The following is a 22,537-nucleotide window of genomic DNA, read 5'->3' on the forward strand; positions in this document are numbered from 1 at the left end:
CATGAGCGCCTCGTTCCTGTTCCTGCAAGGCGTCTGTTCGCCGTTCTTCGACCGCCTCGGGCGGGCGTTGCGCGAACACGGCCACGCGGTGCGCCGCGTCAACTACACGGTGGGCGATGCGGCGTACTGGCGCGGCGGCCAGGCGCATGCGTACCGCGGCGAGGCGCAGGCCTGCGGCGATTTCTACGCCCAATTGCTGGAACGCCACGCCATCAGCGATATCGTGCTGTTCGGCGACCGCCGGCCGGTGCATCGGCCGGCGGTCGCGCTGGCCCGCGCGCGCGGCGTGCGCGTGCATGTGTTCGAAGAGGGGTATTTCCGGCCGCACTGGGTGACACTGGAGCGCGGCGGCGTGAACGCCCATTCCTCCCTGCCGCGCGATCCGGCGTGGTATCGCGCCAGCGCCGCGCGCGTGCCGCAGGCCAGCCCGCGCGCGTTCAGGTCGCCGTTCTGGCTGCGCGCCTGGCACGACGTGGCCTACCACGCATGCAGCGCCTGGAACCCGCTGCTGTTTCCGCGCTATCGCACGCACGCGCCGCACGGCGCGGCGCGCGAGTACGCCGCCTATGTGCGGCGGGCCCTGCGCTTGCGCGCGCGGCGCGCCGACGACGCCCGCGCCATGGCCGACCTGGCGGCACGGCGCACGCGCTTTTTCCTGCTGCCGCTGCAGTTGGACAGCGACGCGCAGATCCGCGACCACTCTCCGTACGGCGATATGCGCGAGGTCCAGGAAGCGGTGATGGCCTCGTTCGCGCGCCATGCGCCGCCCGACTGCCTGCTGGTGGTCAAGAACCATCCGCTCGATCCAGGCTTCGTCGACCAACGCCGCATTACCGCGGAAACCGCCCGGCGCCACGGCCTGCAACGGCGCGTCCGTTACCTGGAGACCGGGCATCTGCCCACCTTGCTGGCGCATGCCGCCGGTGTGGTGACCGTCAACAGCACCGTGGGCAGCGCGGCATTGGCGGCCGGCTGCGCCACGCTGGCGCTGAGCCGGCCCATCTATGCCATGCCGGGGCTCACCTGCCAGCACTCGCTGGCCGATTTCTGGCGTGACCCCACGCCGCCACAGGCGGCCCTGTTCGCCGCGTTCCAGGCCGTCGTGATCCATGCCACCCAGGTCAACGGCGGCTTTTATTGCGCGCCGGGCATCGACCTGGCGGTCGCCAACGCGACGGCGCGCCTGACGGCGCCGCGCTCGGCCCTGGAGGAATTGCTATGAGCGCGAAGCGGCCCGCCTGCGTGCTGGTTACCGGCGCCAGCGGCGACATCGGGCGCGCGCTGGCGCTGGAGTACGCGGCGCCCGGCGTGCGGCTGATCCTGCAGGGCCGACGGCTGGAGCGGCTCGACGAGCTGGCCGGGCTGTGCCGCGAGCGCGGCGCCAGCATCAGCGTGGCGGCTTTCGACATCCGCGCCACCGACCGCCTGCTGGCGTGGCTGGAGGACGTGAACGCCACGCATCCGCCCGACCTGGCCATCGTCAACGCGGGCGTCAATATCAACGTCGGGGCCGACCACGCGGGCGAGCGCTGGGAAGACGTGTGCACGCTGATGGATACCAACCTGCGCGCCGCCCAGGCGACGGTGCATGGCCTGTTGCCGGCCATGCGCGCGCGCGGCCAGGGACAGATCGCCCTGATGAGCTCGCTGGCGGCCTGGCGGGGCCTGCCCGATACGCCCAGCTACAGCGCCAGCAAGGCCGCCGTCAAGGCGTATGGCGAGGCGTTGCGGGACTGGCTGGCGCCGCAGGGCGTACGGGTGAATGTCATCATGCCAGGCTATGTGGCCTCGCCGATGTGCGCGGCCATGCCCGGCCCCAAGCCATTCCTGTGGCCGCCCGGGAAGGCGGCCCGCGCGATACGGCGCGGGCTGGCCGCCAACCGCGCGCGCATCAGTTTTCCGTTTCCGCTCAACCTGGGCTGCTGGTTCCTGGGACTTGCGCACCCGGCTGTCTCCAGCCGCCTGCTGCGCTGGCTGGGCTACGGTGCTTGAGGCATTCTGGCTGGCATTGGCGCCCGCCTGGGCCGGCGGCCTGGCGCTGTCGTGGGCGCTGGAGGGCTTGCTGCGCCCGCCGGTACTGCCGCCATGGCGCCGGCCGGCCTGGACGCTGCTGCTGCACGCCGGCGTCTGGACCCTGCTGTTCGCGCTCGAACTGGCCCTGTTTCGGCGGCCGTACTTCGGCGCGATCAACGTATTGGCCATCGAGGCGGTGCTGGTGCTGGTCAGCACCGCCAAGGCGCGCGCGCTGCGCGAGCCTTTTGTCTACAGCGATTTCGAGTACTTCACCGATGCGCTGCGCCATCCGCGCCTGTACCTGCCGTTCCTGGGCTGGCCGGCGGCGCTGCTGCTGGCGTGCGGGTACGGCCTGGCGCTGTGGGCCGGGCTGGCGCTGGAGCCCTCGGCCACCGGGGCGCGCACGGCGGCGCGGGCCGCCTACGCCGAGCCGGCCGCGTTCTGGGGCGCCACGCTGGCGCTGGCGGCCGCCGGCGCGGCGCTGGCCGTGCTGGCCGGCCGCCGCGACGGCGGGTTGACCTACGAAGCGGACCAGGACCTGCGGCGCCTGGGCCTGGTGGCCACCCTGTGGCTGTATGGACGGGCCGAGCGCCAGCCGTGGACGCCGGCCATGCGCGGCGGCCCGTTCGACGCGGCGCCCGCGGCGGCCGGCCCCGGGCCGCTGCCGCACCTGGTCAGCGTGCAGAGCGAGTCTTTCTTCGACGCGCGGCGTGCGTTCGCGCAGCTCAAGCCCGAGGTGCTGGCCGGCCTGGATGCGCTGCGCGCCGAGGCGCTCGAGCATGGCCAGCTCGAGGTGGCGGCCTGGGGCGCCAATACGGTGCGCACCGAGTTCGCCTTCCTGACCGGGCTGGCCGCGCCGGCCCTGGGCGTGCATCGCTACAACCCGTACCGGCGCCTGCGCCAGCCCCAGCCCAGCCTGGCCAGCCATCTGCGCCAGCGCGGCTACCGCACGGTGTGCGTGCATCCGTTTCACGCCGGTTTCTACGGCCGCGACCGGGTCATGCCCTGGCTGGGCTTCGACGAGTTCGTGCACCTGGACGCCTTCGCCGACGCGCCGCGCGCCGGGCCCTACGTGGCCGACGCGGCCCTGGCGCGCTACGTGGCCGACCGGCTGGCCGGGCAGGGCGGCCAGCCGCTGTACGTGCACGTCATCACCATGGAGAACCACGGCCCCCTGCATTGGGAAACCGTCGACGAGGCCGACGCCGCGGCGGTGCTGGACGGGCCGCTTGCGCCCGGTTGCGCCGACCTGGTGGCCTATGCGCGGCATCTGCGCAACGCCGACGCCATGTTCGGCGCGCTGGCGGCGGCCATGCGCGGCCTGTCGCGCCCGGCGGGCCTGTGCGTGTATGGCGATCATGTGCCCATCATGGCCGAGGTGTACCGGCGCCTGGGCGAGCCGGATGGCCGTACCGATTACCTGATCTGGCAGGCCGGCCGGCGCGCCGGCGGCGCGCCCGGGCAGCGCCGCGTCGACGAGCTGGCGCAGGTATTCCTGCGGCACATGGGACTGGCCCCACCGGGCTAGGTTCGGTCGATTTCCTCGGCAAGGGTGTCGACCGCCTGGCGGATGTCGGACTCGCTGTGCTGGGCCGACATGAAGAAGCGCAGGCGCGCCGATTGCTCGGGAACGGCGGGGTAGAGGATGGGCTGCACGTTGATGCCGCGCTCGAACAGCGCGGCCGACAGCCGGGCCGCCTTGATGGAGTTGCCGACAATGGCGGGTATGACGGCCAGGCCGCTGCTGCTGCCGGTGTCGATGCCGCGCGCGCGCGCCTGGCGCAGGAAGTCGCGTCCGCGCGCCTGCAGGGTGGCGACCCGTTCCGGCATTTCGCGCATGCGCGCCAGGGCCGCCAGCGCGGCCGCGGCGACCGCCGGCGGCATGCCCACGCTGTACAGGAAACCGGGCGCGAGGAACTTCAGGTGTTCGACCAGGGCATGCTCGCCGGCGATATAGCCGCCGCAGCCGGCCAGCGTCTTGCTCAACGTGCCCATCCAGATATCCACATCGTTGCCCGCCAGGCCGAAGTGTTCGCGGATACCGTGTCCGCGCGCGCCCATCACGCCCAGCGAATGCGCCTCGTCCACCATGAGGAAGGCCCGGTGGCGGCGCTTGACTTCGATGAAGCGGGGCAGGTCCGGGTAATCGCCGTCCATGCTGTAGATGCCTTCGAGCACGATCAGCACCCGCTCGAAATGGCCGCGCTGTTCGTTGAGCAAGGCATCCAGGGCGGCCCAGTCGTTATGGGGAAACGACAGGCGCCGCGCGCCGGCCAGCTGGATGCCTTGCAGCACGCTGTTGTGGATGTACTCGTCGTGCAGCACCAGGTCGTTGGCGCCGAACAGATGGCCGATGGTCGATACGTTGGTGGCGTGGCCGCTGACGAAAACGACCGCGTCATCGACCTCGTACAGCCGCGCCAGTTCGCGCTCCAGCTCGCGATGCACGGGTCGCTCGCCCGATACCACGCGGCTGGCCGAGACCGAGGTGCCGTAGCGGTCGATGGCCTGCTTGGCGGCGTCGTTGACGCGTGCGTCGCCGGACAGGCCCAGGTAGTTGTAGCTGGCGAAGTTCAGGTAGGGCTGGCCGCCGATGCGGGTGGTCGCGCCGGCGCTGCCTTCATGCAGCTTGAAGAATGGGCTGTCGATGCCCAGCCGGGCGGCGCCGTCATTGATGATGCGCAATTGCTGGTAGGCCGGATGCTGGTCGAAACGGCAATGGGCCTCGCCCACGGCCACGCGCGCGCCGGCCGCCAGCGGCGAGGCCGTGGCCGGCGCCGCGTTGCGCAGCTTGCGCTGCAGCGCCTGCTGGATCAGTTTCTGCTTGATGCCGGCCGCCAGGCCGGGGAGGGTCTTGCCGTGCGTCATGGGATTCAATGGATCATTTTCTGGCGGGGCGCCGCCGTATCGAGGTCGGCGGCGAACTCGGCCAGGGAGTCGGCCGGCACGTCGGCCGCGTGTTGCGCGGCCACCTGCCGCACCTGTGCGGCGGTCGCATCCGCCGTCGGGTCGGACTCGCCGCGCAGCAGCGACACCAGGCGTTCGGCCAGCTGCTCGATGGTGGGGCTTTCGCTCAGCGCCATCACCGGCAGCTTCAGCCCGCAACGGTTCTCCAGCGCCACCACCAGTTCGACCCCCATGAGCGAGTCCAGGCCCATGTCGTAGACGGAACGGCTCGCGTCGAGGCGGTCCATCGGCACGCGCAGGATTTCGCCCACCTCCGCTTTCAGGATCTCGACCAGGCGGGCCTGCAGCGCGGCGTCGTCCAGCGTGGCGGCCAGGTGGCGGATGTCGTCGTCGTTCAGATCGGGGCCGCCGGCCTGGGCGCGGCGGCGCGCCACGTCGCCGAACTTGGGACTGGCCGCGCTGGGCAGGAAGCGCGCCAGCGCGTTCCAGTCCAGCTCCAGCACGCCCAGGTCGCTGCGATCGGCCAGCAGGATGTCCTCCAGCGCCTGCAGGGCCACCTCCGAGCGCAAGGCCTGGCCTCCCATGCGTCCGGCCAGCGCGTCCCTGACCTTGGCATTGCGGGCCAGGTAGCCCACATCGTCGAGCGCGCCCCAGGCTACGCTGGTCGCGGGCAGGCCGCGCTCGCGCCGGGCGCGGCAGAACGCTTCGAGCCAGGCGTTGGCGGCGACATAGTTGCTCTGGCCGGGGTTGCCGAACAGCGTCGTGGCCGAGGAGAAGCAGACGAAAAAGTCCAGCGGCAGTCCGGCCGTCAGCGCATCCAGGTGTTGCGCGCCCAGCAGTTTCGGCGCCAGCACGCGTTCGATGCGCGCCGCGTCGGTATTGCGCGCCAGGGCGTCGTCGATCACCATGGCCGCGTGCACGATGCCGCGCAGCGGCGTCTCGCCCGGGATGCCGGCCAGCAGCGTCGCCAGGGCGGCGCGGTCGGTGACGTCGCAGGCGACGGCCTGCACGGCCACGCCCTGCTGGCGCAGGGCGGCCAGGGCCGCCTGCGTGTCGGGCTCGACGGCTCCGCGCCGGCTTGCCAGCACGAGATGGCGCGCCCCTTTTTCGGCCAGCCATTGCGCCGTGCGCAGGCCGAAGCCGCCCAGTCCGCCGGTCACCAGGTAGCTGGCGCGCGGGTCGAGGGCGAGCGCGGCGTTCGGCCGCGGCGTCGCGGCAGGCGCGCGGCGGACTTCGTCCATGCCGGTGACCACGATCTTGCCGATCTGGCGGGCCTGTTGCATGTGGCGGAAGGCATCGACCACTTGGTCGGCATGAAACACCGTGTGCGGCAGCGGATGCAGCGCGCCGGCCTCGAACAGCGCCATCATATCGGCGAACAGCCGCTGGGTCAGGGCGGGACGGCGCGCCATCAGCTGGTCGGCGTCGATGCCGAAGTAGCTGATGTTGTTACGGAACGGCCGCAGGCCGATGCGCGTGTTCTCGTAGAAGTCGCGCTTGCCCAGCTCCAGGAAGCGGCCAAACGGCTTGAGCACCACCAGGTTGCGATGGATCGCTTCGCCAGCCAGCGAGTTGAGCACCACGTCGACGCCGGCGCCGCCGGTGTTGGCCAGCACTTCGTCGGCGTAGGACAGGGTGCGCGAATCGTAGATATGCTGCACGCCGAGCAGGCGCAGGAAGTCGCGCTTGTCGGCCGTGCCGGCGCTGGCGTGGATTTCGGCGCCGCGCCATTGCGCGTACTGGATCGCCGCGATGCCCACGCCGCCCGCGGCGCCGTGGATCAACACTTTCTCGCCGGGTTCGAGCTGCGCCAGGTGGTGCAGGGCGTAGTAGGCGGTGAAAAAGGTGCTGGGTATCGTGGCGGCCGCTTCCAGCGACATGCCGGCGGGAACGCGGGCCACGGCCGCGGGCGCGGTCAGCACGCGGTCAGCGAAGCTGGCCGGTCCGAACCCGACCACCCTGTCGCCCGCCGCGAAGCCCTGGACATCCGCTCCCGCGCGCGTGACCGTTCCGGCGAATTCCAGGCCCAGCGTGGCGCCGGCGAAACCGTTTTCGATCGCTTCGTCGGACAGCATGCCCAGCGCGTACATCACGTCGCGGAAGTTCAGCCCGGTCGCGGCCACGGCCACTTCCAGCTGGCCGTCGGCCGGCGCCGGCAGGGGCGCCTGGCGCCAGGCCAGGGCGCGCAGCTGCCCGGGCAGTTCGAAGCCCAGCTGTACCGCCGCGGCGTCCCGTGGCGCCTCGGCCGGGCAATCGGCGCGCGGCGCGGGCCGCGGCGCCAGGCGCAGGCGCGGCGCGTAGCGGCTGCCATCGGCGGCCAGGGCGAGCTCCTGCTCGGCGTCGGGCCACAGCAGTTCGCGCGTGAGCGCGTCCAGGGGAAAATCGGCCATATTGCGCGGCAGGTCCAGCATGCGCGTATCGCCCGATTCGTTCATCAGCGTGCGGCCATAGCCCCACAACGCGCTGTCGGCGGCCGGGGCGACGGCGTCGTCGCCGGCCAGGTGCTGGGCGGCGCCGCGCGTGAGCAGCCACAGCGGCGCGTCGGCAATCGGCGGCCCGGCCTGCAGCGTGGCGGCGGCCAGGGCGCAGCGCCGCACCTGGTGCCGCAGCATGGCGGCGGCGTCGATGTGGGCGGTGGCGGCCAGCCCCGCGGCATGGATCACGCCGTCGACCGGAGCGCCTTCGACGGCCTCCCGCAGCCAGCGGACCAGATCGGCGTCGTCCTCGGGGGCATCGCCGACCGCGACGACTTCCTGGCCGGCGGCGCGCAGCCGGGCCGCCAGCGGCCTGGCCACGGCGGCATCGGCCGTGTCGGCCAGCAGCAGCCAGCGGCGCGCCGGCGGCGCGTCTGCCGTATCGACGGTGTGGCCGTCGGCGACCGTGGCCACGGTCGCCGCCAGCAGATAGGGGCCGCTGCGGGTGTCGGCCAGGAAGTCGGCCGCCGGCTCGCAGGCGCAGCCCAGGGCTTGCAGTTCGCGGCGCCAGAACGCGGCCGGCTGCAGCGCGGGGGTGGCGTCGCCCGCGACCGAGGCGCTCCACCATTGGCCGCGCGCGCCGAAGATGAAGTCCAGCCACGCGGTGGGCTGGTTGGCCAGCAACAGCAGCACGCCGCCGGGCGCCAGGCAGTGCCGCACATGGCCCAGGGCCTGGCGCGCCTCGTCCAGCGTCGGCCAGTTGGCGTGCAGGATGGCCAGGTCGAAGCGTCCTTCCGGCGGTTCGCTATCGTCGATGGTCTGCACGACCAGATCGGGACAGCGCTCGCGCAGCCGTTCGGCCTCGTCGATGGCCGCGCCGCGCGAGCTGCGGTAGACGAAGTCGATACGGTCATCGTCGAGGGCCTGGTAGCAATCGAGCCCGAAGGCGGGACCGTCGGCGCCGCACTCGAGCACTCGCAGGCGCGCGTCGCCGCGCAGTTGCGCCACGGCCGTCGCCAGCCAGCTGGCGATGTGCCGGCCGAGGCGGCGCTGCTGTCCCGCGGGCAGCAATTGCGCGGTCAGCGAGCCTGGCGTGAGGGCGGGCGGATGGACATCGTCCAGGGTGCGTTCGCCGCGCAGCAGCGCCGGCAGGCTCAGGCCCACCCGGCCAACCGCCTGGGCGAGACGGAAGTGCTCGGGGTATTCGCGCACCAGCGTGTTCCATATATCGGTGGCGCGCGGTTCCTGCGGGTCGGCCGCGCGCAGCCGCCAGCCGGAGGGCGTGGCGTCGAGCTGTCCGTCTTCCTGGGCCTGGCGCAGCAATTGTTCGAGCAGCGGGGCGCCGCCATCGACGGCTTCCCGGCAGCGCGTCACGGTCGACGCGGGCAGCAGGCCGTCGCTGTCGGCCAGCGCATGCAAGGCTTCGAAGGTGAACTGGCGGCACAGGCTGTCGAGCAGCGGATCGACCTCGTACGCGTAGCGCTTGAGCGCGTCGGCGTCGATGGCCTGCAGGATCGCGCGTTCGCCATCGGCCACCCGCAGCGGCGGCGGCGCGTCGGCGTGCGGGTGCGGACGCGGCACGCCGACGTAGTTCAGGAAATCGAGCGCCTCGCCGGCGCCCTTGCGCAGGCGGATGCTGCGGAACCGCGCTTCGCGCGCGTGGGCGACCTGCCTGCCGCTGGCGTCGAACAGCGCGAATTCGGCCATCAGGGAATGCGGGTTGCGGCGCAGCAGCCGCACGCGCGCCGAGTGCACCGGGCCGGCGCCGCGCCGCCAGGCCAGGCGGCCGATGCGGGCCGGTACATAGGTCAGCCCGCTGTCGCGTCGCGCGTCGTCGCCGAACCAGTGGATGATGAGCTGCAGCACGCTGTCGAACACCGCCGGGTGCAGATGATGCGTGGCCAGTTCCGCGGCGATTGCCTCGGGCATGCGCAATTGCGCGACGATGTCGCCGTCGTCCTGCAGCCAGCCGCGCTCCACGGCTCGGAACGCCGGCCCATAGTCCAGGCCCACGCTTTCGGTCAGCGCCAGGTGGCTGGCGGCGTCGAAATCGGCGGGCCGCTCGGGCAGCGCGGGCGCACGTTCGCCCAGCAGGGCGGCGCCGGGCTCGCTCAGGATGCGTGCCGTGGCGTGCGTGGTCCAGGCGCCGTCGCTGCCCTGGTCGCGCGCGCTCACGTGCCAGCGGCCGTCCTTGGGGTCGACGGCGCAGCGCGTCACCTTGGTCGCGCCCGCCGCCAGCAGCAGCGGCGCGTGGATCTCCAGGTCCTCGAGTTCGACGTACTCCCCGTCCGCGTGGCGGGCCTGCGCCGCGGCCAGCGCCATTTCGGCGAATCCCGTGCCCGGGAACACCACGGTCTGGTCCACGACGTGATCGGCCAGCGTCGGATGGGTGCTGCAGTCGAGCTGGTTTTCCCAGGTCGATTCGTGCTGCCGCAGCGGGTAGCCCAGCAGGGGATGCGCGCGGCGGCGCTCCAGCAGCCCGATGCCCGATGGCGTGAGCGGATGCCAGTGGCGTTCGCGCTGCCAGGCGTAGGCCGGCAGCTCGACATGCCGGCCCGGCCACGGAAACAGCGTTTGCCACTGGGGCGCGGCGCCGCTGGCCACGACCTGGCCGGCGGCGTCGTGCACGCGTTGCGGATCATCCTCGCCGCGCGTCGCGGTGACGATGACGCGGCCTTCGACATTGGCCTGCTTGAGTGCGTCATTGATGTAGCCGCGCACCACCGGGTGCGGCCCGATCTCGACGAAGACGTTCTCGCCCTGCTCGATGAGCGCGGCCATGGCCTCGTCGAAGCGCACCGGCTGGCGCACGTTGCGCCACCAGTAGTTGGCGTCCAGCGTGGCGCCGTCTATGCACGCGCCGGCGACGGTGGAGTAGAAGGGGATCGCGGTCTCGCCGGGCGTCAGGCCCGCCAGCGCTTCGTGCAGGGCGCCGCTGATGCCGTCCATGGCGGGGCTGTGGAAGGCATAGTCCAGGTCGAGCCGGCGCTGGAAGGCGCGCCGTTCGCGCAGCGCATTTTCCAGCACCGCCAGCGCGTCGGGATTGCCGGCGATGGTGGCGCCGCGGCTGCTGTTGTGGCCGGCCACGCTCAGCACGCGCGACAGGCCCAGCTCGGCGATCATCGCCAGCGCCGCGCCGCCGTCCACGCCCACCGCGGTCATGGCGCCGCGTCCGCGCGTCAATCCCTGCAGGCGGCTGCGATGGAAAATCACCTGCACGGCGTCGGCCAGCGTCAGCGCGCCGCTGGCCCAGGCGGCCGCGACTTCGCCCACGCTGTGGCCGGCGACCGCGCGCGCGACGATGCCGCGCTGGTTCAGCATGCGGGTCATGCCCACCTGCATGGCGAACAGCGCGGGCTGCGCATATTCGGTGCTGTCGTAGCGGCAATTGCCCGGGGCGGCGCGCAGCGCATCGCCCAGCAAGTAGCCGGCCAGCGGATGGAAATAGGCGTCGATCTCGTGCACCGCTTCGGCGAACACCGGGTTGTGCATCAGGCGCTCGCCCATGCCGGCCCACTGCGAGCCGTTGCCCGAGTAGACGAACACCGGCCCCTGGGCGTCGGGCACGGCGCGGCCGCTGGCGACCAGCCGGCGCGGGCCGCTTTCCTCGGCGAACGCGGTCAGGGCCTGGGCAATGGCTTCGGAAGTGGCGCCATACACGACGGCCCGCTCGGCGTGCCAGTCGCGGCGCAGCGCCGCCTGGTAGGCGATATCGTAGAGGGCGCGCGACGGTTGGCTGCGCAGGTGCCGCGCCATGTCGCGCGCGGCCGCCTTGAGCGCGGCGGGCTGCTTGCCGCTGATGACCAGCGGGATGGCCGAGGTGGTGGCCAGCGTCGCAAGCGGCGCATGCGGCTCGTCGGGCGGCGTCTGCAGGATGACGTGGGCATTGGCGCCGCCGAAGCCGAACGAGTTCACGCCCACGGTCAGCGTGCCGCGCTCGGGCAGGGCGCGCCGTTGGCGCACGATGTCGATGTTCCAGGCGGCGCAATCGATGTTGGGGTTGATTTCGTCCACGCCGATGGTGGCAGGCACTTCCCGGTGGCGCAGGCAGTACAGCGCCTTGACCAGGCCGGCGACGCCGGAGGCCGCTTCCAGGTGGCCCTGGTTGCTCTTGACCGAGCCGATGGGCAAGGGCGCGTGGCCCGCCCGCTGCCGGCCCAGCGCCATGCCGATGGCGTGGGTCTCGATGGGGTCGCCCACCGGCGTGCCCGTGCCGTGCGCTTCCAGGTAATCGATCTGCCGCGGATCGATGCCCGCCTGCGCATAGGCCTGCGTCAGCAGCCTGGCCTGAGCGTCGGCGCTGGGCACGGTCAGGCCGGATTTGCGGCCGTCGGTATTGACGGCGGTGCCGGCCACCACGGCCAGGATGGGGTCGCCGTCGGCCAGGGCGGCATCGTAGTCTTTCAGGATGAACAGGCCGCCGCCTTCGGCGCGCACATAGCCATCGGCGCTGGCGTCGAACACGCGGCAACGGCCGCGCGGCGACAGCATGGACGCCTTGGAGAAGGTCACGAACCCGTAGGGGTGCAGATGCAGGCTGACGCCGCCGGCCACCGCCATGGTGGCGTCGCCGGCGGAAATGGCGCGGCATGCCTGGTGAAAGGCCACCAGCGACGACGAGCACGCCGTGTCGACGGCCATGCTGGGACCCCGCAGGTCGAACACGTAGGACAGCCGGTTGGCGGCGATGCTGCTGGTATTGCCGGTGGCGATGGAGGCGTCGACCACTTCCAGGTCGTCGGCCAGGCGGTAGGCATAATCCGCGCTGGCGATGCCGATATATACGCCACAGTCGCTGCCCCGTATGCGGGACGGCCGCAGGCCGGCATTTTCGAACCCCTCCCAGCACAGTTCCAGCAGCAGGCGCTGCTGCGGATCCATCAGGGCCGCTTCACGGGGCGAGATACCGAAGAAATCCGCGTCGAAGCCGGAAATGTCGCCGAGCGAGCCCGCGCTGCGGGTATATGCGGTGCCCGGATGATCGCGTTGCGGGTGGAAATATGCGTCGCTGGACCAGCGCGATTCGTCGACCTGGGAGACCAGGTCTTTGCCCTGGAGCAGGTCGCGCCAGTAATCGGCGGTATTGGTGCGGGGGAATCGGAACGACAATCCGATGACGGCAATACGCTTTGCCATTGAACATCCTTCTAGCATGCTGTCTGACAGCGGGCCATTAATGGGCGCGCTCTGCCGCAATGCGGCAGAGCGTAGGAATTGCGCACTGCACAACGATAAATCCCGGCCGCGCGGCCGGTTATGGCCGATCAGGCAGCCGTTATCGGGCAGGGCCTGGCGCCGGCGCCGTTGGAGCGACGCGCCATCCCGCCCGGAAGCGGAGAGCTGCGGAGGATTCTAGAGGGCGGCCTGTCGACAAATATTTCAAGCCCCGACATTCTCAATGCCAATGTTGCGTCGCCTGATTAGCCTGGGGCGTGTGCCGTAGCCGCGCGGCGCATATGAGGTTGCAGTGCGGTACGGCTGCTTACATGGTTATCCTTGCGCTTACACGTTGCCCGCCGCGGAAATAATGCTGTAGCGATGCCGTGTTTGCGGCGCCGCGCCGGGCATCGCCTGATTTATTAATTCCCGGATTATCGGTTTTGGTTTTCAGGCTATTTTTTCAGAGCGTGAAAAGATTAACGGACGCCGGGCGTCCGTTAATATGGATCGGGCGCGGGGGAGCGCGGGCGCTAGCCGTAGCGCGGCGGCGCCACGATGCCGGCGGGCACCGCGGGGATTTTCTCGGCCGGCGGGCTGATGCGCCAGCAGGCGCGCCGGCGCAGCGCGGCCAGTTGTTTCAAGCCCTGCGGCCAGGCACCCAATTGACTGTCGGCGTTGATATGGCCGGCGCCGTGCAGCACCACCAGCCGGCTGCCCCAGTCCTGGGCGAACTGGCGGGCGCGCTCCAGCCGGCAGCAGGGATCGTCGTCGCTGGCGATCACCACGCTCTGGTACGGCAGGGATTGGCGCGGCACCGGGCCGAAGGCGGCGATGGCGGCGGGCGCGCCGGGCCGCTCGACGTCGGCCGGCGCCACCAGCAGGGCGCCCGCCACCTTGGCGCGCAGCGCGATCGGCAGCGCCGCGCTGACCAGGCAGCCCAGGCTATGGGCCACCAGCAGCACCGGCGTGGGCGCGGCGTCGACGGCGGCGGCCAGGGCCGCGATCCATTCGGCGCGCCGCGGCCGCTGCCAGTCGCGCTGCTGCAGCTGCACGGCATGCGGCAGCGTGCGGGCCCAGTGCGTCTGCCAGTGTCCGGGGCCGCAGCCTTGCCATCCGGGAACGATGATGGGTTGGAGTCTCATGGCCCTGATGATGCCGTCGCCGCTTATGAACGCAAACGAAGAAATGCTCCATTGCATATATGCGCCCAGGTATAACGGACGGCCGTGCGACGCCTGCCGGATGCGCCGCAACATGCCCGGAAATAGGGCCTTTCAGTGTATGCTTGCCCTGCTATAGGTCGGGCGCGGACGGGCATTGTCGGTCCACGCGCCAGGCCGGTCGATATCAATGATTAAAAGCCAAGGAGCAGGCATATGAACAAGGTATTTCGTTTCACGCCGGTGATCGCGGCGCTGGGCATGGCGGCGGGTATTGCCATGTCGGCCGGCGCCCACGCGCAGACGATCAAGATCGCCGTGGTCGGCCCCACCACCGGCCAGGTCACCCAGTATGGGGACATGGTGCGCGAGGGCGTGGATACCGCGATCGAGCGCATCAACGCCACCGGCGGCGTCAACGGCAAGAAGCTGGAGGCGGTGGTCATCGACGACGGCTGCGAACCGAAGCAGGGGCCGGTGGCCGCCAACCGCGTGGTCAACGACAAGATCGGCTTCGTGGTGGGCCACGTGTGCTCGGGCGCGACCATCGCCGCCACCGAGATCTACAACAATGAAGGCGTGGTCATGGTGACGCCTTCGGCCACCTCGCCGGCGGTCACCGACGGCAAGAACTACGAGTTCATCTTCCGTACCATCGGCCGCGACGACCAGCAGGGCCCGGCAGCGGCCAAGTTCATCCTGGAGAAGATCAAGCCCAAGACGGTGGCCGTGATCCACGACAAGCAGTCGTACGGCCAGGGTATCGCCACCGCGGTCAAGGACACGCTCGAGAAGAACGGCACCAAGGTCGTCATCTTCGAAGGCATCAACGCCGGCGACAGCGATTATTCGGCGGTGATCACCAAACTCAAGGCCGCCAAGGTCGACTTCGTGTACTACGGCGGCTACCACCCCGAGATGGGCCTGCTGCTGCGCCAGGGCGCCGAGCAGGGCCTGGATGCCAAGTTCATGGGGCCGGAAGGCGTGGGCAACCCGGACATCAACGCCATCGCCGGCCCGGCCGTCGAGGGCATGCTGCTGACCTTGCCGGCCGACTTCACGCTTAATCCGGCCAACGCCGAGATCGTCAAGGCGTTCAAGGATAAGAAGCGCGACGCCAGCGGCGCGTTCCAGCTGACCGCCTACGCGGCCACGCAGGTGATCGCCGACGGCATCAAGGGCGCCGGCAGCGAGGATCCCACCAAGGTGGCCCAGTACCTGCACGCCAACAGCTTCCAGACGCCGATCGGCAAGACGTCGTGGAACAAGCAGGGCGATTTGAACGCGTTCGAGTTCGAAGTGTTCACCTGGCACAAGGACGGCAGCAAGACCTCGTACAAGTAAGGCGCGTGCGCGCGGCTTGCCGCGCACGGGTGCCTGTCCCCGCGGGGACAGGCACCGAATACGTCAGAGCCCCTCGACGCGGCGGCCGGTGTCGGCCTCGAACCAGTGCAGGGGGTGGCGGCCGTCGGGGCCGATGGTCAGCGTATCGCCGACCCGGGCGGGCGCCTCGGAAAACTGGCGGGTGCTGCAGCGCACCACCACCATGTGCTTGCCGCAGCGGCCATGGACCAGCTGTTCGGAGCCTAGCGTCTCGATCATCTCGATCTCGGCGCCCAGGCCCTGCGCATTGAGCAGCATGTGCTCGGGGCGCAGGCCCATGATGACCTTGCGGCCGCGCACCTGCTGCGGCACGGCCAGCGGCGAGATCTCCAGGGCGATGCCATCGCTGGTGTGCACGATGCCGTCGCCGCCCACGGCGACTTCCAGCAGGTTCATGGGCGGCGAGCCGATGAAGCCGGCCACGAAGGTCGAGGCCGGTTTCTCGAACACCTCCATCGGCGTGCCGATCTGCTCGGGCACGCCCTGGTACATCACCACCATGCGGTGCGCCAGCGTCATGGCCTCGACCTGGTCGTGCGTGACGTACAGGCTGGTGGTGTTCAGGCGCCGATGCAGCTTGAGGATCTCCAGGCGCATCGCGACACGCAGCTTGGCGTCCAGGTTGGACAGCGGCTCGTCGAACAGGAATACCTTGGGTTCGCGCACGATGGCGCGGCCCATGGCCACGCGCTGGCGCTGGCCGCCGGACAGGGCGCGCGGGCGCCGGTCCAGCAGCTTGCCCAGCTCGAGGATCTGCGCGGCGGCCTCGACGCGCTTGCGGATCTCGTCCTTGGGCAGCTTGCGGATCTTCAGGCCATAGGCCATGTTGTCGAACACGCTCATGTGCGGGTAGAGCGCATAGTTCTGGAACACCATGGCGATGTCGCGCTCGGCCGGCTCCAGCGTGTTGACGACCTTGTCGTCGATGAGGATCTCGCCCTCGGTGACGGTTTCCAGGCCGGCCACCATGCGCATCAGGGTGGATTTGCCGCAGCCCGACGGGCCGACGATGACGATGAACTCGCCATCGGCGACGTCCATGTCGATGCCGTGGATCACCGGCACGTTGCCGGCGTAGGTTTTCTTGACGTTGCGAAAGCTGAGAGTAGCCATACGGATGTAATCGTCTGCGTGATTCTGGGCGGAAGGCGGGCGGGCGGCGGCTTACTTCTCGGTGTCGACCAGGCCCTTGACGAACCATTTCTGCATCAGGATGACCACCAGCGCGGGCGGGATCATGGCCAGGATCGCGGTGGCCATGGTGATGTTCCATTCGGTGACGCTGTCGCCCCCGCTGATCATGCGCTTGATGCCGATGACCACGGGATACATGTCTTCCTGGGTGGTGATCAGCAGCGGCCACAGGTACTGGTTCCAGCCATAGATGAACTGGATCACGAACAGCGCGGCGATGCTGGTGCGCGACAGCGGCAGCAGCACGTCGCGGAAGAACCGCATCGGCCCGGCGCCGTCGATGCGCGCGGCTTCGATCAGCTCGTCGGGCACCGTCAGGAAGAACTGGCGGAACAGGAACGTGGCCGTGGCCGACGCGATCAGCGGCAGCGTCAGGCCGGCGTAGCTGTTGAGCAGGCCCAGGTCGGCCACGACCTTGTAGGTGGGCGCGATGCGCACCTCCACGGGCAGCATCAACGTGACGAAGATCATCCAGAAGAAGAACATGCGGCCGGGGAAGCGGAAATACACCACCGCGAACGCCGACAGCAGCGAGATGGCGATCTTGCCCAGCGAGATCGCCAGCGCCATGATCAGGCTTACATACATCATGCGGCCCACCGGCGCGCCGTACGAGCCGCCGCCCGAGCCGGCGAACAGCGCCTGCATGTAGTTGTCGACGAAGTGCTTGCCGGGAATCAGCGACATGGGCGCCGAGGCGACTTCCTGCGCCGTCTGCGTGGAAGCCACGAAGGTGACGTAAATCGGGAAGGCCACCAGCGCCACCCCGCACAGCAGGATGAAGTGGGCCAGGATGTCCAGCCAGGGACGACGTTCTACCATGGTTCGTAGCCTTCTGCTTTCAATACTGGACCTTGCGGTCGATGTAGCGGAACTGCAGCACGGTGAGCGCCACCACGATGGCCATCAGCACGACCGACTGCGCCGCCGACGAGCCCAGGTCCAGCCCGCGGAAGCCGTCGCTGTATACCTTGTAGACCAGGATGGAGGTGGCCGTGCCGGGGCCGCCCTGCGTGGTCGTGTCGATGACCGCGAACGTATCGAAGAATGCGTAGATGATGTTGACCACCAGCAGGAAGAAGGTGGTGGGCGAGAGCAGGGGAAACACGATGGTCCAGAAGCGGCGCGCGGGCGAGGCGCCGTCGATGGCCGCCGCCTCGATCAGCGAGCGCGGGATCGATTGCAGCCCGGCCAGGAAGAACAGGAAGTTGTACGAGATCTGCTTCCACACCGCGGCGATCAGCACCAGGATGAGGGCCTGGTCGCCATCGAGGCGCGGGTTCCAGTTCACGCCCATGCCGTTGAGCGCCACGGCCAGGATGCCGACCGAAGGCGAGAACAGGAACAGCCACAGCACGCCCACCACCGCCGGGGCCACGGCGTAGGGCCAGATGAGCAGGGTCTTGTACAGGCCGGCGCCGCGCAGCACGCGGTCGGCCATCACGGCCAGCAGCAGCGAGACCGCCAGCCCGACGAAGGCCACCAGCGCGGAGAACACGGCGGTGACGCGGAAGGAGTCCAGGTAGCTTTGCTGCGAGAACAGGTCGGCGAAGTTGGCCAGCCCGACGAACTCCGACGACAGTCCGAAGGCGTCTTCCAGGCGCAGCGATTGCCACATGGCCTGGCCCGCCGGCAGGAAGAAGAAGACGATGGTGATGATGATCTGCGGCGCCAGCAGCAGGTAGGGCAGTGTCTTGTGGCCGAATACGACGCGTTTTTCCATGGAGCGGGAGTCCAGGTGAGAATACAGGCGGCCGGCCGGTCATGCCGGCCGGCCGCGACAGGCAGGCCAGACGCACCGAGGGCCCGAACCCGCGCATGCCGCGAAGTCAGGGCCCGTTTGCGGCGGCGCATGGCGCATCATGCACCAGAGCGCCGCCCGGCGCCGGGCGAAAAGCCCGCTACTTTACACTTTTCTCGAACTTCTCCAGCAGCTCGTTGCCACGCTTGACGATGCTCTGCAGGCCGTCCTTGGCCGGCACCTTGCCCGCGACGATGCGCTCGATCTCGGCATCCTCGATCTCGCGGATCTGCGGCAGGTAGCCCAGGCGCAGGCCGCGCGACTGCGCGGTGGTTTCCACGTTCAGCTGCTTGACGCCGACGTCGGTGCCCGGATTCTTGTCGTAGAAACCCTGTTTCTGCGTCAGCTCGTAGGCGGCCTTGGTCACCGGCACATAGCCGGTCTGCTGGTGCCAGCGGGCGGCGATCTCGGGGCTGGCCAGGAACTTGAAGAACTTGGTCACGCCCTTGTACGTCTCGGGCTTCTTGTTGGCGAAGACCCACAGCGAGGCGCCGCCGATGATGGTGTTCTGCGGCGCGCCCGGCACGTCGCTGTAGTAGGGCAGGGTGGAGGTGCCGAACTCGAACTTGGCGTTCTTGGCGATGTTGGCGCGCAGGCCGCTGGAGCCGGTGATCATGGCGCACTTGCCGCTGATGAACAGCGAGTTGGGCTCGTCGCCGCGCCCGCCGTACATGAAGATGCCTTCCTTGGCCAGCTTGGCGAGGTTGTCGAGGTGGCGCACATGCAGGGGCGTGTCCACGGCCAGGCGGGCGTCCAGGCCGGCGAAGCCGTTGTCCTTGGTGGCATAGGGCACGTTGTGCCAGGCCGAGAAGGTCTCCAGCTGCACCCAGGACGGCCAGGAGGTGGTGTAGCCGCATTCCTGGCCGGCCGCCTTCAGCTTCTGGCCGGCGGCGGCCAGTTCTTCCCAGGTCTTGGGCGGCTTGTCGGCGTCCAGGCCGGCCTTCTTGAAGGCGTCCTTGTTGTAGTAGAACACCACGGTGGAGCTGTTGAAGGGCATCGATACCAGCTTGCCCTCGGGCGACGAGTAGTAGCCGGCCACCGCGCCGATGAACTGCTTGGGATCGATGGGGTCGCCCACTTCCTCGGACATCTGCTGCACCGGCTTGATGGCGCCCTTGGCGTACATCATGGTGGCGGTGCCGACTTCGAACACCTGCAGGATGTCCGGCGCGTTGCCGGCGCGGAAGGCCGCGATGCCCGCGTTCATCGATTCGCCGTAGTTGCCCTTGTAGACCGCCTTGACCTGGTAGTCGGCGTTCTGCTTGTTGAACTCTTCGACCAGGCCGTTGACGCGATCGCCGAGCGCGCCTTCCATGGAGTGCCAGAACTGGATTTCGGTGGCGGCGTGCGCCGAGGCACCGGCGAACGCGGCCAGGATGGCGGCGAAAGTGAGCGCTAGACGTTGGGATCTCATGAAGGGGTTCCTCCGGTTGTAGACCATCGCATCGGCGGTTCGCGCAATGCGAAAGTGTGACACCTTATGAATTGTTTGTGACAAAGGCGTGACTTTTACACCACAGCCCGGTGCTGTCAAACGCCGGGCCGCGCCCGGCCTACATTCCAGGGCAGATCGCCCGGGTGAGGCCATTCTGCATCCTGGGGCGGCGGTTTACAATCGCCGCACTATGAAAAACGATCTCTCCATCGCGTTCATCGGCGGGGGCAACATGGCCGCCGCCCTGGCCAGCGGCCTGGCCGGCAAGGTTTGCCCGGCGGCCAATATCCATGTCGTCGACATCAATGCGGACTCGCACGCCGGCTGGCGCGCCCGCGGCATGAGCGCCGCGGCGGCGCCGGACGCCTCCCTGGCGGGGTGCCGGGTGTGGGTGTACGCGGTCAAGCCGCAGCATATGCGCGAAGCCGTGGCCGGCACGCGCCCGTGGCTGCGCCCGGACACGCTGATCGTCAGCGTGGCGGCGGGCATCCGCGCCGATACGCTGGCCGGCTGGCTGGGCGAACCGGGCCAGCCGTGGCAGCGCCTGGTGCGCTGCATGCCCAATACGCCGGCGCTGGTGGGCGCGGGCATGACCGGGCTGGCCGCCTTGCCGGGCGTCAGCCCGCAGGACCGCGAGCTGGCCGGCCGGTTGCTGGCTTCGGTGGGCGAGGTGGTCTGGGTCGACGGCGACGCCGGGCTGGACGCGGTGACCGCGCTGTCGGGCAGCGGCCCGGCCTATGTGTTCCTGTTCATCGAGGCGCTGATCGCCGGCGGCCGCGCCGTCGGGCTGACCGACGAGCAGGCGCGCCAGCTGGCGCTGGGCACGCTGGCCGGCGCCACGCGGCTGGCGGCGCAATCGGATGAGCCGCCGGCGGTGCTGCGCGAGCGGGTCACCTCCAAGGGCGGCACCACCGCCGCCGCGCTGGATGTGTTCGCCCAGGGCGATTTCGCCGGGCTGGTCGAGCGCGCCATGCAGGCCGCCGCCCGCCGCTCGCGCGAGCTGGCCGAGGAGTTCGGCCGATGAGCCAGGCGTCGCGCCGCTACGAGCCGCTGCGCAGCGGCCCGTTCCTGCTGGCGGTGTTCTGCATGGGCCTGGTGGTGGTGGGGTCCAACATCCTGGTGCAGGTGCCCCTGAACGACTGGCTGACCTGGGGCGGCCTGTCCTATCCGGTGGCATTCCTGGTGACCGACGTGCTGAACCGGCGCTACGGGCCGGACGCGGCGCGCCGGGTGGCCTGGTTCGGCTTCGCGGCGGCGCTGGCGGTGTCGGTCTGGGTGGCTTCGCCGCGTATCGCGCTGGCTTCGGGCCTGGCCTACATATGTGCGCAATTGATCGACATCCGGGTGTTCGACCGGCTGCGCGACCAGCGCTGGTGGCGCGCGCCGCTGATTTCCGGCGTGATCGGGGCGGTGGCCGACACGGCGGTGTTCTTCAGCGTGGCGTTCGCCGGCTCCGATACGCCCTGGGTAACCTGGATGCTGGGCGACCTGGCGATCAAGCTGGCCGTCAATATCAGCATGCTGGCGCCATTCCGGGCGCTGATGTGGAACCTGGCGCGGCCGGCCGAAGCGCGGCCCGCCCAGGCCTCGACCGGGCGTTGACCGGGCGTTGACCGGGCGTTGAAACGGGGCGCGGACGGCGCGGCGTAAGTTTCGTGAAAGCCGCGCCGTATAAGGCTCGCGCGGCAATTCACGGCGCCATGTGTCACGCATTTCGATGGGGTCCCAAATATTGGGGATTACACGCAGTGACACGCTTCTTCGTAGCTCGCAGAATACCGGCCACATTGCTTTTTTGCCCAAGAAGCCGGCAATGCCCGTTGCGATGCGCAGCCCACCCTGTTGCGCAATCCGACGCAAAGCCGCTCAAAACCTCTAGCCGGGAGAATTCCGCATGAAGTTTTCGCAACGCTTTACCCCGCTTGCCGTTGCACTCGGCGCACTTGCCTTCGCGGGCGCCGTGCATGCCGCCGACACGATCAAGATCGGCATTCCCCAGCCCATGACCGGTCCCAATACCCAATACGGCGACCAGATCCAGGCCGGCGCGCTCACCGCGATCGAAACCATCAACGCCAAGGGCGGCGTCAAGGGCAAGAAGCTGGAGCCCATCCTGATCGACGACGGCTGCGAGCCGAAGCAGGCCGTTCCGGCGGCCAACCGCGTGGTCAACTCGGGCGCCAAGTTCGCCGTGGCGCATGCGTGCTCGGGCGTGACGGTGGCCGCGGTCAACGTCTACGAGCAGGAAGGCATCGTCGCCATCACCCCGGGCGCGACCTCGCCGCTGGTGACCGACACCATCAAGCCGCATTTCTTCTTCCGCACCATCGGCCGCGACGACCAGCAGGGCCCGTTCGCCGCCCGCTACATCGCCAACACCATCAAGCCCAAGAAGGTGGCCGTGCTGCACGACAAGCAGACCTACGGCTCGGGCGTGGCGACCCAGGTCAAGGACACGCTGGAGCGCAACAAGGTCAACGTGGCGCTGTTCGAGGGCATCAACGTCGGCGACAGCGACTACTCGGCCATCATCACCAAGCTGAAGTCGGCCGGCGTGGACTTCGTCTACTTCGGCGGCTATCACCCCGAGCTGGGCCTGCTGCTGCGCCAGGCGCGCGAACAGGGCCTGAACGTGCAGTTCATGGGGCCGGAAGGCACCGCCAACCAGGACCTGGTGGCCATCGCCGGCCCGGCCATCGACGGCCTGCTGGTGACCCTGCCTTCGGACTTCACCAAGCTGCCGGGCAATGAAGGCGTGGTCAAGGCGTTCCAGGACGCCAAGCGCGACCCCGACGGCGCGTTCCAGATGCCGGCCTATGCCGCGGTGCAATTGCTGGCCGAAAGCATCAACGCCGTGGGCGAAGACCCCGCCAAGGTGGCCGACCACCTGCACAAGAACACCTTCAACACCGCCATCGGCAAGGTCGAGTACGACGCCAAGGGCGACCTGAAGGACTTCGAGTTCGCCGTCTTCAAGTGGGACAAGAACGGCAAGAAGACCCAGCTGTAAACACGCGACGGGCCGGCTATCCGCCGGCACCTCAACGTACGCCCAGGTTTCCGGCTCCGG

The 22,537-nt window shown here is 69.5% G+C and carries 14 protein-coding genes; 7 read left to right on the forward strand and 7 right to left on the reverse strand.

Going from position 1 to position 22,537, the window contains the following annotated elements; all coding sequences use genetic code 11:
- Position 1: 1 nt before the first annotated feature.
- The 3 genes from CAL11_RS09815 to CAL11_RS09825 are packed head-to-tail and all read left to right on the forward strand — an operon-like array spanning position 2 to position 3,541.
- Complete coding sequence (locus CAL11_RS09815; protein WP_033466348.1) at positions 2 to 1,222, forward strand: capsule biosynthesis protein; 1,221 nt, start codon at positions 2 to 4, stop codon at positions 1,220 to 1,222.
- Entirely contained in the window at positions 1,219 to 1,992 is a 774-nt protein-coding gene (locus tag CAL11_RS09820; RefSeq protein ID WP_086092797.1) for an SDR family NAD(P)-dependent oxidoreductase, read from the forward strand. The genes CAL11_RS09815 and CAL11_RS09820 overlap by 4 nt, the downstream gene beginning before the upstream one ends.
- Positions 1,985 to 3,541: an LTA synthase family protein gene (locus CAL11_RS09825; protein ID WP_086092798.1), complete on the forward strand. Its 1,557-nt coding sequence runs from the start codon at positions 1,985 to 1,987 to the stop codon at positions 3,539 to 3,541. Before CAL11_RS09820 ends, CAL11_RS09825 begins: the two co-directional genes overlap by 8 nt.
- Here the strand turns inward: CAL11_RS09825 and CAL11_RS09830 are convergent.
- The 3 genes from CAL11_RS09830 to CAL11_RS09840 all read right to left on the reverse strand — a co-directional run bounded on the left by CAL11_RS09830 (position 3,538) and on the right by CAL11_RS09840 (position 13,636).
- Positions 3,538 to 4,890, reverse strand: a complete 1,353-nt coding sequence (locus CAL11_RS09830) for an aminotransferase class I/II-fold pyridoxal phosphate-dependent enzyme (protein ID WP_080699723.1) — start codon at positions 4,888 to 4,890, stop codon at positions 3,538 to 3,540. The two genes, CAL11_RS09825 and CAL11_RS09830, sit on opposite strands and share 4 nt — an antisense overlap.
- Complete coding sequence (locus CAL11_RS09835; RefSeq protein ID WP_086092799.1) at positions 4,887 to 12,470, reverse strand: type I polyketide synthase; 7,584 nt, start codon at positions 12,468 to 12,470, stop codon at positions 4,887 to 4,889. The genes CAL11_RS09830 and CAL11_RS09835 overlap by 4 nt, the downstream gene beginning before the upstream one ends.
- 554 nt (positions 12,471 to 13,024) lie before the next feature.
- Positions 13,025 to 13,636 (reverse strand): RBBP9/YdeN family alpha/beta hydrolase, encoded by a 612-nt coding sequence (locus CAL11_RS09840; protein WP_086094546.1) that lies wholly within the window; start codon positions 13,634 to 13,636, stop codon positions 13,025 to 13,027.
- Between the two features lie 234 nt (positions 13,637 to 13,870).
- Between CAL11_RS09840 and CAL11_RS09845 the strand changes: the two genes are divergently transcribed.
- Positions 13,871 to 14,998, forward strand: coding sequence for a branched-chain amino acid ABC transporter substrate-binding protein (locus CAL11_RS09845; protein WP_033462487.1), 1,128 nt, complete (start codon positions 13,871 to 13,873; stop codon positions 14,996 to 14,998).
- 63 nt (positions 14,999 to 15,061) lie between these two features.
- On the opposite strand, the gene CAL11_RS09850 is transcribed toward CAL11_RS09845, so the two are convergent.
- The 4 genes from CAL11_RS09850 to ugpB form a co-directional block, all read right to left on the reverse strand.
- Positions 15,062 to 16,150 carry a sn-glycerol-3-phosphate import ATP-binding protein UgpC gene (locus CAL11_RS09850; RefSeq protein WP_086092800.1) on the reverse strand — a complete coding sequence of 363 codons (1,089 nt, stop codon included), beginning with the start codon at positions 16,148 to 16,150 and terminating at the stop codon, positions 15,062 to 15,064.
- Between the two features lie 51 nt (positions 16,151 to 16,201).
- Positions 16,202 to 17,053, reverse strand: a complete 852-nt coding sequence (gene ugpE, locus CAL11_RS09855) for a sn-glycerol-3-phosphate ABC transporter permease UgpE (protein WP_086092801.1) — start codon at positions 17,051 to 17,053, stop codon at positions 16,202 to 16,204.
- A 19-nt stretch (positions 17,054 to 17,072) separates the two neighbouring features.
- Entirely contained in the window at positions 17,073 to 17,954 is an 882-nt protein-coding gene (ugpA, locus tag CAL11_RS09860) for a sn-glycerol-3-phosphate ABC transporter permease UgpA (RefSeq protein ID WP_003811262.1), read from the reverse strand.
- Positions 17,955 to 18,132: 178 nt separating this feature from the next.
- On the reverse strand, positions 18,133 to 19,446 hold the full coding sequence (gene ugpB / locus CAL11_RS09865; RefSeq protein WP_033462494.1) for a sn-glycerol-3-phosphate ABC transporter substrate-binding protein UgpB: 1,314 nt from the start codon (positions 19,444 to 19,446) through the stop codon (positions 18,133 to 18,135).
- Positions 19,447 to 19,657: 211 nt separating this feature from the next.
- Here ugpB and proC point away from each other — a divergent pair, with 211 nt between their 5' ends.
- From proC to CAL11_RS09880, 3 genes are all read left to right on the forward strand, one after another.
- The gene (gene proC, locus CAL11_RS09870) at positions 19,658 to 20,491 is read left to right on the forward strand and encodes a pyrroline-5-carboxylate reductase (protein WP_086092802.1); all 834 of its coding nucleotides are present in this window, start codon (positions 19,658 to 19,660) and stop codon (positions 20,489 to 20,491) included.
- Positions 20,488 to 21,069 (forward strand): queuosine precursor transporter, encoded by a 582-nt coding sequence (locus CAL11_RS09875; RefSeq protein WP_086092803.1) that lies wholly within the window; start codon positions 20,488 to 20,490, stop codon positions 21,067 to 21,069. The genes proC and CAL11_RS09875 overlap by 4 nt, the downstream gene beginning before the upstream one ends.
- A gap of 292 nt (positions 21,070 to 21,361) precedes the next feature.
- Positions 21,362 to 22,477: a branched-chain amino acid ABC transporter substrate-binding protein gene (locus CAL11_RS09880; protein ID WP_003811271.1), complete on the forward strand. Its 1,116-nt coding sequence runs from the start codon at positions 21,362 to 21,364 to the stop codon at positions 22,475 to 22,477.
- Positions 22,478 to 22,537: the final 60 nt, after the last annotated feature.

The sequence above is a fragment of the Bordetella genomosp. 6 genome, from assembly GCF_002119705.1.
GTDB classification, from domain to species: Bacteria; Pseudomonadota; Gammaproteobacteria; order Burkholderiales; family Burkholderiaceae_B; genus Bordetella; species Bordetella bronchiseptica_F.

Coding starts and splice junctions, on each gene's coding strand:
- CAL11_RS09815 (WP_033466348.1), top strand. CDS start 2: ATGAGCGCCTCGTTCCTGTTCCTGCAAGGCGTCTGTTCGCCGTTCTTC.
- CAL11_RS09820 (WP_086092797.1), top strand. CDS start 1,219: ATGAGCGCGAAGCGGCCCGCCTGCGTGCTGGTTACCGGCGCCAGCGGC.
- CAL11_RS09835 (WP_086092799.1), bottom strand. CDS start 12,470: ATGGCAAAGCGTATTGCCGTCATCGGATTGTCGTTCCGATTCCCCCGC.
- CAL11_RS09840 (WP_086094546.1), bottom strand. CDS start 13,636: ATGAGACTCCAACCCATCATCGTTCCCGGATGGCAAGGCTGCGGCCCC.
- CAL11_RS09845 (WP_033462487.1), top strand. CDS start 13,871: ATGAACAAGGTATTTCGTTTCACGCCGGTGATCGCGGCGCTGGGCATG.
- CAL11_RS09850 (WP_086092800.1), bottom strand. CDS start 16,150: ATGGCTACTCTCAGCTTTCGCAACGTCAAGAAAACCTACGCCGGCAAC.
- ugpE (WP_086092801.1), bottom strand. CDS start 17,053: ATGGTAGAACGTCGTCCCTGGCTGGACATCCTGGCCCACTTCATCCTG.
- ugpA (WP_003811262.1), bottom strand. CDS start 17,954: ATGGAAAAACGCGTCGTATTCGGCCACAAGACACTGCCCTACCTGCTG.
- ugpB (WP_033462494.1), bottom strand. CDS start 19,446: ATGAGATCCCAACGTCTAGCGCTCACTTTCGCCGCCATCCTGGCCGCG.
- proC (WP_086092802.1), top strand. CDS start 19,658: ATGAAAAACGATCTCTCCATCGCGTTCATCGGCGGGGGCAACATGGCC.
- CAL11_RS09875 (WP_086092803.1), top strand. CDS start 20,488: ATGAGCCAGGCGTCGCGCCGCTACGAGCCGCTGCGCAGCGGCCCGTTC.
- CAL11_RS09880 (WP_003811271.1), top strand. CDS start 21,362: ATGAAGTTTTCGCAACGCTTTACCCCGCTTGCCGTTGCACTCGGCGCA.